General features: G+C 53.0%; 9 protein-coding genes and 1 pseudogene. 1 reads left to right on the forward strand and 9 read right to left on the reverse strand.

All coding sequences use genetic code 11. The annotated features are described in order from the left end of the window. Window positions 1–166: 166 nt before the first annotated feature. Window positions 167–2,428 carry a helix-turn-helix domain-containing protein gene (locus ACFQ0N_RS17880; RefSeq protein ID WP_379328539.1) on the reverse strand — a complete coding sequence of 754 codons (2,262 nt, stop codon included), beginning with the start codon at window positions 2,426–2,428 and terminating at the stop codon, window positions 167–169. Between the two features lie 165 nt (window positions 2,429–2,593). Here ACFQ0N_RS17880 and ACFQ0N_RS17885 point away from each other — a divergent pair, with 165 nt between their 5' ends. Then, window positions 2,594–4,180: a type 2 periplasmic-binding domain-containing protein gene (locus ACFQ0N_RS17885; protein WP_379328541.1), complete on the forward strand. Its 1,587-nt coding sequence runs from the start codon at window positions 2,594–2,596 to the stop codon at window positions 4,178–4,180. A gap of 119 nt (window positions 4,181–4,299) precedes the next feature. On the opposite strand, the gene ACFQ0N_RS17890 is transcribed toward ACFQ0N_RS17885, so the two are convergent. The 8 genes and pseudogenes from ACFQ0N_RS17890 to ACFQ0N_RS17925 form a co-directional block, all read right to left on the reverse strand. Continuing rightward, window positions 4,300–5,328, reverse strand: a complete 1,029-nt coding sequence (locus ACFQ0N_RS17890) for an alpha/beta fold hydrolase (protein WP_379328543.1) — start codon at window positions 5,326–5,328, stop codon at window positions 4,300–4,302. A 231-nt stretch (window positions 5,329–5,559) separates the two neighbouring features. After that, window positions 5,560–6,663 (reverse strand): stalk domain-containing protein, encoded by a 1,104-nt coding sequence (locus ACFQ0N_RS17895; RefSeq protein WP_379328545.1) that lies wholly within the window; start codon window positions 6,661–6,663, stop codon window positions 5,560–5,562. Between the two features lie 144 nt (window positions 6,664–6,807). After that, window positions 6,808–7,371 (reverse strand): HDIG domain-containing metalloprotein, encoded by a 564-nt coding sequence (locus ACFQ0N_RS17900; protein ID WP_379328547.1) that lies wholly within the window; start codon window positions 7,369–7,371, stop codon window positions 6,808–6,810. 20 nt (window positions 7,372–7,391) lie between these two features. Continuing rightward, window positions 7,392–8,344 (reverse strand): annotated as a pseudogene (locus ACFQ0N_RS17905) (carbon-nitrogen hydrolase family protein). 14 nt (window positions 8,345–8,358) lie between these two features. Further along, window positions 8,359–9,183: a uroporphyrinogen-III synthase gene (locus tag ACFQ0N_RS17910; protein WP_379328641.1), complete on the reverse strand. Its 825-nt coding sequence runs from the start codon at window positions 9,181–9,183 to the stop codon at window positions 8,359–8,361. Between the two features lie 333 nt (window positions 9,184–9,516). After that, a complete protein-coding gene (locus ACFQ0N_RS17915; protein WP_379328549.1) occupies window positions 9,517–11,265 on the reverse strand; it encodes a hydantoinase B/oxoprolinase family protein in 1,749 nt (582 codons plus the stop codon). Beyond that, complete coding sequence (locus ACFQ0N_RS17920; RefSeq protein ID WP_379328551.1) at window positions 11,252–12,739, reverse strand: hydantoinase B/oxoprolinase family protein; 1,488 nt, start codon at window positions 12,737–12,739, stop codon at window positions 11,252–11,254. Before ACFQ0N_RS17920 ends, ACFQ0N_RS17915 begins: the two co-directional genes overlap by 14 nt. Beyond that, complete coding sequence (locus ACFQ0N_RS17925) at window positions 12,736–14,841, reverse strand: hydantoinase/oxoprolinase family protein (protein ID WP_379328553.1); 2,106 nt, start codon at window positions 14,839–14,841, stop codon at window positions 12,736–12,738. The genes ACFQ0N_RS17920 and ACFQ0N_RS17925 overlap by 4 nt, the downstream gene beginning before the upstream one ends. Between the last annotated feature and the right edge of the window lie 34 nt (window positions 14,842–14,875).

The raw sequence follows: 14,875 nt of genomic DNA on the forward strand, positions 1-14,875 counted from the left end.
CCATTCCCGCTGGCGTGGCGTAAATCTCTCGTTTTTTACCGATCTCCAAAAACGCCAAAACCGGCAGCGGCGGTCTTTTTTCAGCATAAAGCTTATTTTTTTACTCATCTCTATTTTATAAAATGCCTAAACTGAAAGCGGGCTGCCCCGTCTTTGGCCGCCCGCTTCATTCCAGCGATTTTCGGTATGAGCCCGGAGTAGTGCCGGTTATTTTCTTGAAGACGTGAATAAACGTCATCGTACGCACATAACCGACGGACTCGGCGATTTCCTGCACCGTTTTTTGCGTTTCCTTAAGCATCGTAATCGCTTGTTCGACCCGCACCTGCGTAACATAATCGATAAATTTTACCCCGAACTCCTCTTTAAACAACCGGCTCATATAACTTCCGCCAAGACCGAATTCCTTGCTCAGACGGGCAAGAGACAGGTCGGGGTCGACGTAATGGTCATGAATATATTGCTTCACACGGCGTATAAGCTGCTTGTTCGACTTGCTTTCGCGCTTTTCGCGCATTCGTTCAAACGCAGAAGCCAGTGCGCTGCGGAAACTTTCGAACATATCATCGGCCAGTTCCTGATGGGCAACGATCCGGTACAGTTCCACCTGCGTTCCATCCCACAAAGCTTGCATCTTCTCAGGCAGCTCTGTCATCTCCTTATGCAGATGATCAATCAAATGATGAAACAGGCTGCTTATTTCATTGCGGGAGAACAACCGCAATTGCGCCAGGCGGCGCATCTCGGCGAATTCTTCCTCCCATGCCGCATCGTTCGAACGGTATGCCTGACAGATGGCGCGAATACGCGGCAATTGGCGGAACGGCTCGCCGCGCGGGCGGGAAGCAAGGTCGGTGCGGGCCAGGATGCGATTGCAGCCGAGTGAAGCTTTGTAAGTCAACAATTCCGCCGCATTACGATAGGAGTCGGCGGCTTTGCCGAAATCGGCGGCGTACGTGCCGATACCCGCTGTAATCGTAAAAGGCAGCTGCTGTTCTACCCATACTCGCAGCTTCTCCGCTTTGGCTCGGGCAACCTCTTCGTCCTGGGCCGGCTCCTTCAGCAAATATAACGAAACCAGCTGGCGTTCATTCATCCATTCCGACCAAACGCGGTATGACTCGTTTTCGTTCATTTCGCTGTTGACCGATAGCAGCACGTGCTTGTACAAATACTGGTCCCGGCGATTGAATGCACTGCAAAAATCGCTATATTTGTCAATTTCCACAATTACGGCGATCAGGCCGCTACAGCGGGGGTCGATGCCGATCCGTTCCAGTTCCTTTTTCCAAGTCTCCGCGTCGTGCGCGAAGCTGTGCCCTTCGTCCAACAGTCGGAGAAACACATGACTGCGCCGGAAAACGAGGTTTTCCTTATTCTGCTCCTGCAGCAGGCTGGACCTGTTCAACAACCCTTCCACCGCAGTTTCAATAAATTGCAGCTCGTCCACCTTGTTTCCTTCCGTCAAATCGTCCTGGCTGCCGCCATTGGAAGAAATTCGCTGGACGATGGCTTGAATCGGCTTATAGTTCCGCCTCGTCACATAAAACAGCCAGACGATTCCGGCGGCAATAACCGCAAAGCCGAACAATATCCAAACGTAAAACAGCGAAGATACCCATGCAAGCGCATTCGAATCGTAGATACCGCTGCGAATCGACCACCCCGTGTAGGCGGAATGTACTGAGGAAAGCTGCTTGCCTTCGTTGGGCTTGCTCAACCTTTCGTTTCCGGCACCGGCCGCCGGGTTGTCCGCGTCCTTGGAAGCGATGACCTGCCCTGTCTCATCCAGCAACTCCACGTATTGCAAACCTGACCCTGACATGGCGCGGATAAGTTTAGACACAATCTCTACGTTCACATTAACGACCATCAGACTGCCGCTCGCCAAGTTCCCGTACTTCACCAGGGAAAACACGTGGGACGCTTGCATGTCCTGTTCCGGATAAGGGCGGTAAGGCCGGCTCGTTTCCCAACGGAAAGGCAAGGAGCTGTTGACATGGGACCCGATAAACTTTTTGTCGCCGAAATTTTCAATGCGTGTATAGGAGGTCGGTGTGAGGACCATATAGTCGCTTGTCCGGTATAAATAAACAGAGGAAATCAGTTTGTTGGAACGCGTCAATTCGGTTAGCGCCTCGGCGGCTTCAAAATCCGCTTTCATTCGTTCGGCTGGCGCCGTCGGACTAAAAAACTTGCGTATTTTTTCGTTGTGCAAAAGCTGCTGCAGCATCAGCTCGTCGATGATTTTCAATTGATTGTCGATGCGCTGCATAATATTTTGCGACAGCATTTCGTTCGCTTGCACCGCCGATTTTTTTGACATCTCGCTCAGCGTTAAATAGGTAATCAGCAGAAGACTTAAACTGATGGCAAAAAAAACGGGCAAGTAAGAAAACAACAGCCTGCTAAACCAGGTTTTCCGCATATGCCCTAAGCCCCTTCCTTCACGACAACATTTAGGAGATGACATTCATTTTAAACTGCTTTAGATGAAATTGTAAACGCACCCATTTTCTTTTCCCCGATTTCGTGCTATAAATGCTAGTAAAGATAGTGAAATGACAACAGTGTGAAAGGTTGGTACCTGTTTATGAAACGTGCGTATCATTTCGCCCTCGCGTCGGCCGCCGCCGTCCTCATTGCCCTCGCCTGGCTGTTTCAGGGCGGGTGGCTTAACACTTACCTCAGTACGGCTGCCCCGGATCCATCATTATCAGAGGATAAGGACAAGCTGGCCCTCCATCTGTTTGTCAGCCTGCCGGCCGGCGCAAATTTGCCCGGAGAAGCCGACGATTTTGTCAGACGCGCGATCGAAGCGAAGTTTAATGTCCAGCTTACCCTTTCCGCTGTTAAAGCCGGGGACGAATATGATACGCAGCTCGCGTCGCTGCTGGCCGCCAACGATCCGCCCGATATGTGGCTGGGTCTCGGCACTGATGGCGGGGCGTCCTATGCGCTCGACAATGCGCTGGCCGACATGACCTTGTTCGTTTCCCCCGCGACAATGCCGAATTATTTCAAATATTGGATCAGCGGGCAGGAGCTTAGGCAGTACCAGTTCCACAACAAGTTTATGCGTGCGCCTGTCCCGTATGATAAAAAGACGTACCGCGCCTATTATATTCGCAAAGACTGGCTCGACCGACTCGGGCTTGATGTTCCGACGACATATGAACAATATTACCGGGTACTGCATGCCTTTACATACGGCGATCCGGATGGCAACGGGCTTAACGATACATATGGCTTCACCACCGCCGGGAATGGCACGGGGCTTTCGACAGACTGGCCGGAATATGTTAACAACGGGCTTCTGTATCCCGCCTATTACAAGGACAACAAGCTGATCGACATGCAGATGGATTTGCGGATCAAAGATGTCGTAACCGACATATTGCGCGTCATCGACGACGGGCTGGTCGATCCGGACTGGTTTTTGAACAAAAGCGACGATGCCTTTAACAAAGCCGTCTGGGGCAAAGCAGGCATCGTGCTCGGCGACACGAAAAATTTCGCCTACGATTCCAATCCGGACAGCTTGCAGGCCAGAAGCAAGCAAATCAACCCGATGGCCGAGTGGATTTCGTTTAACCCGTTCGGCAATAAGCCGCTGCGAACAGCCGTATCGCCCGGGCATCCATTCGTATTTTCCAACAAAACCGCAGGCCTCAAGCCGGAAAAACTGAAAAAAACCGCTACCATTCTCGACTGGCTTGCCGGCGAGGAAGGGTTCCTGCTTACCCACTATGGCATCTCAGGCAAGCATTACGACAGGCAGGGCAGCGTCATCACCCTGAAGCCTGAGGCGATCGAAGCAGATATCGCCAGCAAAGGGCGGTTCCTCGATATTTGGAGCTTCTTTACGCCCGATACGCCCGAAGTACTTGGGCTCACGGTCGTTGATCCGCGCGAGACGGAACGGGATAAAGCGATTCACGAAATGATCACGCACATTCCGGTTCACGAAGGGGTGGGTACAACGCTGACGCCGCCGCTCGGTATCCGCGTCGATACGATGCGCGCGCGGCAAGACGAGCTGCAGGTGAAAATGCTCTTCACCGACAAATCGGGCGAGCACTGGCCGGAATACCGTGAGGAAATTATTTCTCGCTACAAAGGGGAGCAAATTTTCAAGCAATACGAGTATAAAATCCGTGCGGCGCGCAAGGAAAAATGAGTGCCGCACCATTCGCGGGCATCACGCTGCTCCCTCCCGTTTCTAACTTTCATCGCATCAATTCCAATCTACATGCGGATGGCTGTGCCGTAAATATCTCTTTTTTTCCCGATCTCGGTTTATTTCAATTGGTTCAGCCACGAAGCAAATTGCTCCTTTTCTTCAAATTGCGGATAATGAGCGGACTGCTCGAACAAAACAAATTCCTTTTTGGGTGCTTTTAATTGCTCAAAATAGGCTGCCGCGGCTTGCGTGGAGGTCATATAATCATACTTTCCCATCACGAAATAGACTGGCAACTTGATTTCCCTCACAATGCTCGTCAGCGGTTTTGCCGCTTCCTCCCTCAGCAGCTGCTCCTGCGTGGCCGCGATTCCGCGCAAGTAACGAATGACATCAAGCCCATTATATTCTGATCCAAATAAGAACCCCATTACATAATCCCCATTATCATCAATCAGGCGGGCGGCTCCACCGTACTTGCGGATCAGTCCTCGTGGGGTGCGGCCTTCACCCTGCTCAATAGATGTACGCAGCTCCTCTAAACGATCAATGTCTGCCTGATTTCCAGCAAGACGCGCCTGCTCTAATACAAAATGCAGACTGTCCAGCTCGCTTTGCGTATGATCCGCCACCTGTCCGATTCCGATATAAGCCCGATACTTCTCCGGCGCCCTCGCAGCCGCTTGCAATCCGATATATGTGCCGTATGAATGCGCGGCCAGCAATATATGATCCTGCTCCAGCAGCTCTGATACATAATCCGTTAGCGCGAGCAGATCTTCAATGAGAAGCTCAGCCGTCACATGCGAATAATCCTCGCCAAAATGATACGACTTGCCGCTTCCCCGTTGATCGTAATGAACAATCGTAAAGCTTTGCTCAAGCTGATCCTGATATTTGCGCACATATGGAATTTCCGAGCAGCCAGGCCCTCCATGTACAAACAACAGAACCGGATTTCGACGGTCCTTGCCTCTAATCATGACTTCATGGCCGGCACCATTAATGTTGACCTGCTTCAATAGATGAATGCTGCGCTCCCCTTCGATGGAAGGCGTCCATGTCGGGAAGAATAGCGCAGCCGCGGCTGCGATCAGCAGCACAAGCACGCTGCTGTAAATCAGCTTTTTCCACTTTCTTTTCACAGCTATATCTTTCTCCAATCCAATTCACTAGGCACATGAAGAGTTAACATTATTTTTTAAATACCTTTTTTAAAATGTACAGCATAACAACAGTCATCACAATCGGCACAAAAAACAATAGGAAAATAAACAAACCTATATGATCCATTATGAGTTGATTCGGATCGATGACTACCTCCCCTTTCGTCACAAATTCTCATAAAATGTAATTTATTTTTTCGATATCTGTCACTATTTGAAGGCAGAGAGCGGAATTGAAAATTCAGGTATTCCTGCTGCATAAGGGAGGTACTCATACAACGAAAAATAAACTACGATCGCATTGCCGCGCAAAAAATAACGTTGATCCGCTTTAATGGTTTCAAATGGATGCATCAGTATAATTTCGGATTGCTTCAACTGTTTTTTAATCTCACGATTAATAATGTTGATATAGTCCGGATGATTACCCGTCGCCTGCTTCAGCGACAGCTCTTCGCCGGTTGTAAGATCGAAGGTGTACCCCACATAATCATACATACCATGAACCCCGCCAGAGTAGAGATAAATGTCAAAATATAGACTTAACTTATTTTGCTCGTTGTAGGTCACGGTGTAGTCCAGGCTGTATGTAACCCTCGACAGGTCCTCCTCATAACCCCACTCGTAAGCATCATCGATAAGCGACTTCCCGCTTTTTTCATACTCTTTCACTTTTGAGGTCAGGAAGCTGTTGATCTTGTCCTGTACAGCTGCATCTTTCCAGCCAGACAGTTGCGGATATTGAAGTGTCAGCGAAAGCTTGCGATAAGGAGTATCAATCATTTTATTCGTCATTATGACATCATTTTCTTGAATGTTTTGAATGGTTACTGTCTTTTTCGTACCATCATAGCCAATACGGAATCCCATCTGTTCCAATAAAAAACGCAGCGGCAAATAAGTTGTCCCTTTTAGCGCAATCGGCGCTGAACCATAAATACGGTGCTCATTGACTGTAAACTCATTACTGCCCGCTTTCATGGTCATCGCCTTGTTTTTCTTGCTAACCGATACTGTATTTGTCTTCGGATCCCATTTCGCGGCCATTCCCAACTGCTCGCTCAAAAACCGCAGCCCGATATATGTCTCGCTCTCCACCATACCTGCCGGAACTTGAAGGGCTTGTCCGTTTACGATCATCGGTATCGTCTTCAACTGAATAGCAGGCTGAGCACTTTTACTCGCAGCATAACCTTTGCCGATCGCAGCAGGCATGACTGCAGTCCCCGCCAACATGGCTAGTGCTATTGGAACAGCCATCCACCGTTGCTGCGGCTTGTGTTGACGATGTTTCGGATTCTGTTTTAAACGCATCTATCTCTCTCCTTTCTCTAATTTCCTTCTTTTACTATATACCACCCTTTTCGCAAAAAAGATACCGATTAATGTAACGGCTGCCATCATTGCTGCGATTCTAATCTAAAAAGCGCCTCCCGGCGGAGGCGCCCCAATCAAACACTATTCTTCTCTGCCTTCCATGCGCAAAAAGAACTTGAGCGTATTTTTTCTAATCTCGAGATGAGCATTCACTTTTTGCTCCGAATGAGCCAATAAATCCGATAACTGCAGCTCCAGCAACGGCAGCATGAGATTTTTTCCGATTTTTTGAATCATATCGTTCATGCTGTCCTGCGTCGGCGCTAATTCATAGTCGTGATATTTTACCAGCAGGCTAACCTCCCGGCGCACCCTCTCCTCAAAACTGAGCCGCTGTAAAATTAAATCGCCCAGCACAACGCTTACTTCCTCATGCCCCTTGAAACTATCGAGACCATGTTTTGTCACTTTGGTGTAAGGTTTGCCGATATCGTGAAACAAAGCGGCCAGCTTTAATACAATATCATTTCTTACACCGTCAACGACCTCGTACGTATGGGACAGCACAGGCAGACGATGCGCCGGCATGCGCTGCTCGCAATTTTTACAGACGATAAGCTCCGGCACGATAGCAAGCAGCTCGTCCTCCAAGGACCCGATTTTCTCATCGCCCAACAATATGCTTTCCAGCAGTCTCTTTTCCATCCTGAATAACTCCTTTCCCATTAATTCCGGGTAAACCGAACAATCTCCTGTTTGTTTTCATTTACGATCAATTGAAAAATATCCGGACGGCTATAATGCCCGACCACATCAAAATCGAACCTGCTTTGCACAATCTTTGCGGGATCCAATGTCGCAAGCAGTATGCCTTCCTCATTATATAGCGGTTCAACGACATAATCGCCCAGCGGCCCTACGACTGCACTGCCCCCTCTGCTGAGAATGTCGGGGTCGTCATTTATGTCCGCATAATAGGCCAGATCTGCAGGATAGGAGGATTTGGCGGCAAATTGATTGCATGAAATGACATAACAGCGGCCTTCGCAGGCAATATGCCGGATCGTAGACTGCCACGAATCGCGGGCATCGGCCGTAGGAGCCAAATAAATGTCAATCCCTTGCGCATACATCGCCGTGCGGGCGAGCGGCATATAGTTTTCCCAGCATATTAAACCGCCGATCCGGCCAAACGGAGTGTCGATTACGGTGAGCGTGCTGCCGTCCCCCTGCCCCCACAATAAACGCTCGGAGCCTGTCGGAACAAGCTTGCGGTGCTTGCCCAGCAATTCGCCTTCTGGCCCGATATATACCATCGAATTAAATAAAGTACCTGAACTGAATTGCTGATCGCGCTCCACAACCCCAATTACTAGGTATACCTCCAGCTCTTTGGCCAACTCGCCTAACAGCTGCGTTTCTGCCCCCGGGATCTCAATCGCATTTTCCCAGTAGCGCTGCCAATCCTTCCTTCCGTTCTCGGTACGGCTTCCGACACGCGCGCCGAAACTTAGCCCCCGCGGATATCCAGGCAAAACACTTCAGGGAAGACAACTAATTTGGCTCCCTGTTCAGCCGCCTCCTTCGCCATACTTGCAATCTTGTCCATTGCAGATTGCCGATCAAACAAAGTTGGCGCAGCTTGAACGACCGCCACTGTCACTTGTTGAGCTTTCACTCTACCATCCCCCGCTATAGATTCGGTACATTTCTGTAATAACGCGCTATTTCGATCACCATAGCGCCCATCCGCTCATTGCCGGGCGCCAATACCCGCCGCACTCCCTCCTCCTGCAGAGCCTCGGCGGTCACTCTGCCCACCGCAACCGCGAGCACCCGCTCGCGGAACCGCTCTGCGATTGCCGGATAATGCCCATGGGCGTTGGCATACCGAAAAAAATACCGGACCTGCACAGCCGTTGTAAAACAGACCGCATCGACAGAAGCTTCTATGATTTCCCGGCATAACGCCTGCGATACATCCGGGTCAGGAGGCACATGCTTGTACGGTAAAATCGTCCGGACGGCAGCGCCCTTTTCTTCTAAAAAAGCCGCAAATGCCGGCATCGTCTCTCCATGAAGCTGGACCGTCACCCCCAGCCCTGAAAAATCGTAAGCAGCAAGCGAGCGAATCAGTCCTTCAACCGTCCCGTCGTCGTCCATTGCGAGCGGCTGAATACCCAGATGCTTTAACAATGCAAAGGTTTTATACCCTCTCGCTCCGACCTTGGAGCGCTTGATCAAGTCCAGCAGCCGCTCCCGTAGGCCCAGACGTTCTGCTTGCTGCAGCATGGCATCGAGGCCAGTACCCGTTGTAAAAATCGCCCAATCCGTCCCGCTTTCGATCAGCTGCAGCAGCGCATGCTCCAACCCGCTTTCTTGCAATAACGCAATTCCTTGCTGTGAACGGACAATGGGCACCCCGCCCTGCCGCTCAATAATTTCGCTCAGTTCCTGCAGCTTGCGCGACCCGGCCAGCGCAATCCGTTTATCTTCAAGCCCCTTAGCTTTAGGCATCAGCTTGCCCTCCGCAATGCCGCTCCATTCCGGCGCGGCGCCAGTATACACCGAATTCCTCTCCAACTTCGCGTTCTCGGGTAAAAGATTCCAGCAGCGCTTCTTTCGATTTTTGACACGTTCTCTTCACGATTAGACGACACCGCATTCACTCCTGATCATTCCGACTTGTTTACTATGATAAAAGAATGCCGAACAAAACAAACCATCCAATCGAAAATGAATTATGGCCATCCAATAATCGAGAGATGGGAAGCCAGCAGTCAGGCAGTCTAAAAAAAAGAGCCGTCTCCCAGCAGCTGCAGCCGCCGCTGTGAGACAACTCCTTTTTTTCTAGTTTCCTTTGGCCCGCCTAGACTCGCGCACGCGTTTTGTCGCCTCCAGATCGAGCGTCCGGCCGCTGTCCTCCACGACTACGCCATAATCGCGCAGCGCCCCGGCCGCGCTCACATAGCCATTGCGCACATCCGACAGAACCGCTTCCGGGTCGCGGTCGAGGGGGTCTCCCCAGCCGCCGCCGCCGGCGCGGTAAAACTGAATCATGCAGCCATTTTTCATCGGTATGCCAAAATCCGTCTCCGGTACATCGATCTCATCCCGATCGCCGCAGTTGACAATTACTCTGTTTCCCGGCCCTGGCGGTGCTCCGCAGTAGCCTTGCGACGTGTTGCGCACCCCGGCCATCATGACGCTTGTCTTGCATTCATCCAAATACTGGATTTGCACATCCAGCCCCGGCGTCCCGCGGTAGCGTCCCGCTCCTGTATAGTCGGCGATATACTCGTGCTTCAGCACGCGGCTCGGATACTGCACCTCATTCATCTCGATCGATGGCAAAATAACCCCTGTCATAACCGGCGGATACAGCCCCCAGCCGTCGGTTTCGTAAGCGGCGCCGGCGCCGCCGGTATAGCCGTAGAAATTCAAATTTACCCAAGGCCGGCCATCGGCGTACTTGCCATGCGTATAGGCAAGCGGCAGCTTATGGACGTTGCAGCCGACCCGCTTCGGCGCGCATTGCGACAGCGCCAGCAGCACAGCCTCGGCAATTTCGCCTCCGACGCAGGCTGTAGCATGACCGCACGGCGCCGGCATTCGCGGATTGACAACGGTTCCCAGTGGCGCTGTAACCTTAACCGGATTCATGTAGCCTTCATTGATCGGAATATCTTCCTCACAGCAGGTGGAGACAGCGACGAACGAGAAGGAGGTTGTATTGGAAAGCGGGCTGTTGATGAAACCTGCCGTTTGCGGCGAAGAGCCGGTAAAATCAATATGAAGGTCGCTGCCCGCTACAGTAACCGAGGCCTTTACTCTAATATTCCGGTTCCCCTGATAGTCATGATCCGCATACGTTTCAGCCGTATACGTGCCGTCTGGCCAGGAGGCAATCTCCTCGCGCACTCTGCGCTCCGTATATTCGATTCTCTGCTGAATGGCACGGGTGACGCCGTCTGCGCCATAACGCTCCAGCATCCGCTCAATCCGCTCCGCGGCGACCTTGCAGGCGCCGATCATCGCGTCAAGATCGCCCTCCAGCCAGTGCGCCAGCCGATTGTTGGCCACAATCATATCGAACACGTCGCGGCGCTTCTCGCCCCGTTCATAAATTTTGATTGGCGGAAGCCGCAATCCGTCCTGCCAGATGTCCCGCGATTTCGGGTTGTAGCCGCCGGCGACCGGACCGCCATTGTCGCCCATATGGCTGCGTACAGCCGGCAGCAGCACCGGCTTGCGCTCATGGAATACAGGCATGACGATCGTCCAGTCAAGACTGTGCGAGCCGCCGTGATACGGGTCATTCACAAGCAAAATATCGCCGGGATGAAGATTGTAGCGGAACTCCTGCAGCAAATGATCGACCGCGCCAACGATCGCATACAGGTGCAGCGTGCAGCCGGGTGCCTGCGCGACAAGGCGTGACTTCTGGCCGGCAAAATCGAAGATTCCCGTCGTAAAATCATGCGCTTCATTAAAAATCGGCGACCGCGCCGTCCGTGTCACTGTTGCGCTCATCTCCCGGGCGATCGCATCGAGCGATCCGCCAATTACCTGAGATAAAATCGTATCAGCATGTGCCATGCGATTCACCTTCCTTTCCCGGATAGCGGAATGTCAGCCGTTCCTCTGTCTTCAATTCGACCCCATTGGCGGATTGCACATAAACTTTACTGCCCGTCTCAATGGAACCGGCTGATCCACCCGTCTCCTTGGGCACAATAACGTTCATATGCAGCAGCCCTTTACGGTTAATCATTTCCACTGTCATCCCTGATCCCGCTTCCCCTTCACGCTTCAGCAGCTGGAAACCGTAGTGCATTTCCAATTCCTCGGCGGAAACGAGCAAACTTTCGCCATTCAAACCCGGCGGCCCCCAGCCTCCCGCTGCCGCGGCGAAGCCCGGTGTCAAAAATAGCGGTTCAATCTCCGCCTTCGTTCCGACCGGCTCATAAAGAATCGCTTGCGGGCCAGGACCGTGAATTTGGTAAGCAAACTCAGCTTCGCCCGCACACTCGCCTTTCAATGCATCCGCTACCGCCTTGGCAATGTAATGTCCGGTCACTGCCCGCGATAAGGCTGTTGCAGCCGGAAATGTCGGATTGACGAGGCTGCCCTTCTCCGCACACAGCCGAAAGGCCCGCAGTGTCCCCTCATTAATGGACAGCTCTTCGTAGACCGGTGCCAGCACAGGCCAGGCAGCATAAGCGGCGGCAGCAGCCGTCGTCACATTATACGGACCTTCAACCTGAGCTCCCGTGCCCGCAAAATCAAACGTAATGCCGCCATCCGCTGGATCGCGGCGGAGGGTGACAGCAATTTCCACCTGGCCGGATGAGCCGGCTACGAACTCCGCCCTGCCAGTATTGGATACAGCCGGGAATCGTTCGAATTGCCGGGCAACCCGATTGGCATTATAATCGAACATTTCATGCAAGTGCTGCTTCAAACGCTCCGGGCCATGCTGCTCGATCAGCTCGCCTAAACGATTCTGGGCAGCAAGGCAGCAGGCCTGCATCGCGCGCAAGTCCGCGGCAAACAAAGTCGGCACACGGCTATTGGCCAGCAGGAAACGCAGCACATCGCGCTGCAACACGCCGCCTTTGTAAAGCTTGACTGGACTCAGCCGCATGCTCTCCTGCCACAACTCAAACGCCTCCGCATGATAGCCTCCGGGATATTCGCCCGCCAGATCCGTCATTTGCGCACGGATAACCGGATACAGCACAATCTCGCCGTCGTGAAAATATGGCGCAGCCATCGTAAGCGTCTGGCCTTGCGTTCCGCCGCGGTAAGGATCTGCCGTCAGCAGCACATCCCCTTCAGAAATATCGTAGGAGAAATATTCGAACAAGCTGCGCGTGCTTTCTCTAAGAGCAAATAAGTGGTCCGGATCGTACTGCACTTGCGCAGCCAGCTCCTGCTCTCCGGTCATAACGCCAACAGCGAACGATCGGTCGCGGGCAAGCAGGGCGGAACGCGAATTGCGGTACAAATTGTTGCCGGTTTCCCGGCATACCGCCTGCAGCTTCCCATAAAAAATTTGCGCCTCGATCATGCCCGCCACCCCTTCCCGGCGTCATGCTTCACCTCGATGACACAATTGCGGTAAGCGTCGATCAGCGCCTCATGCCCCGGGTAAACGACGATTGTCGTACCCCATTGCTCAATGACAGCAGGGCCGACAACTAGATTGCCGGGCTTAAGGACGCCTCCATCATACACCGGCGTATTTACAGGCTTGCCGTCAAAAATGACCGGGCGCGTGCTGCGCAGAGCCGCAGCCGGATCTTCGCGGTCGAACGGCTCCTCTTCGATCTGCATCCGATCGCGCACCCCGACCAAATCAAGCCGCAAATTGAGGATTTCCACTGGCTGCGAGCTGTCCTTATGAGCGTAAAGCCGCTCGTGCAAAGTATGGAAATCGGCAAGCGTCGCTTCCAGATTAAGCGCGGTTACTTTGCGCGTCCGCGAGCGGACCGGCACCGTCACCTCATGCACTTCCCCTGCGTAGCGCATATCGAGGTAGCGCCGCGTCTCATAATGGCGGGCAATGGATTGTCCGCCCAGCTTGGCGCGCGCCGTCTCCTCCATCGCTTCAAAATCGGCGTTCATCCCGTCCAGATCAACCTGATCCACCGTTTCGAAGCGGGTATGCAGCTCCGTTACCTTCAGATTGGCCGCTACATCGCCAAGCGCGCAAAATACTGGCGCAAGCGCCGGCACAATTACCGTATTAATGCCAAGATCCTCGGCTTGCTTTCCGGCATGAACCGCTCCCGCGCCGCCGACTGCCATCAGGGCGAATTGGCGGGGGTCGAAGCCGCGCTGCGTCGTAACGAAATGAATCGCGTTCGACATATTACTATTGACGATTTGGGAAATGGCGCTAGCCGCTTCGATGACGCTAATGCCTAACGGCTCGGCGATGTGACGGGCAATCGCCTGCTCCGCGAGCTGGCGGTCCAGCTTCATCTCGCCGCCGAGAAAATGATCCGGATTCAAATAGCCGAGCACAAGATTGACGTCCGTTACCGTCGGCTCCGTGCCGCCTCTTCCATAGCAAGCCGGTCCCGGCGTCGCCCCTGCGCTGCGCGGTCCGACCTGCAGCGCGCCGCCGCTGTCAATCCAGGCAATGCTTCCGCCGCCGGCCCCTACTGTATGAATGTCCAGCATCGGCAGAGCAACGCGGTAACGGCTGATCCAGTTTTCTGTCGTCACAGTAGGATGCAAATTTTCGATAACGGCCACATCATAGCTTGTACCGCCCATATCGACCGTGATCAGATTCGGATAGCCGGCCTTCTCCCCTATAAACGATGCCGCGGTCACGCCCCCTGCCGGACCGGACAGCAGGCAGCCTGAGGCGAAGCGCCCGCTCTGGATTACACTTTGCACGCCGCCGTTGGACTGCATGACAAAGAGCTCGCCATTAAAGCCTTGCACCCGCAGCCGTCCCTCGAGCTTGCTCAAATACAGCTCCATCGCCGGACGGGTGTAGGCGTTGACAATCGTCGTGCTCACCCGCTCGAACTCGCGGATTTGCGGCAGCACCTCACAAGAAAGAGACACGGCAAGCTCAGGGAATTCCTCATGGATCAGCTCACGGACACGCAGCTCGTGCGCAGGATTAATAAAGCTGAACAAAAAGCATACCGCGAGCGATTCCACACCTTCAGCTACAAGCTGACGGACTGACTTGCGGACAGCCTCTTCGTCGATCGCTACAAGTACAGCGCCGGATGCATCCAGCCGCTCCGGAATACCATGGCGCAAATATCGCGGCACAATCGGATGCGGAGCCGGCAATCTTGGCGAAAATACACTTTCCTTGTAAGCCCGGCGGAATTCAATCTCGTCCCGGAAGCCTTGCGTCGTCAACAATCCTACCTTCGCCCCTCTATACTCGAGCAGCGTATTCGTCGCGACCGTCGTCCCATGTACAATGAGCGGGCACTGCGCGAGAAAAGACGATGGAGCAATGCCGATCCGCTCCGCCACCTTCTCAATCCCCTTCATCATTCCTTCCGACTGCTCGGGGGTCGAAGGTGTTTTAACTGAATACAAGGCTCCGCTTTCGTTCATTGCCACCAGATCGGTGAATGTTCCGCCTACATCGACACCCAGCACCCATCGTACTTGCTCGCGCTTATTTTCCATTTTATTTACCTCCTGTTAATCTTCGATCGCCAAA

It is taken from the genome of Paenibacillus sp. GCM10027626, assembly GCF_042676285.1.
Lineage (GTDB): Bacteria > Bacillota > Bacilli > Paenibacillales > Paenibacillaceae > Paenibacillus_Z.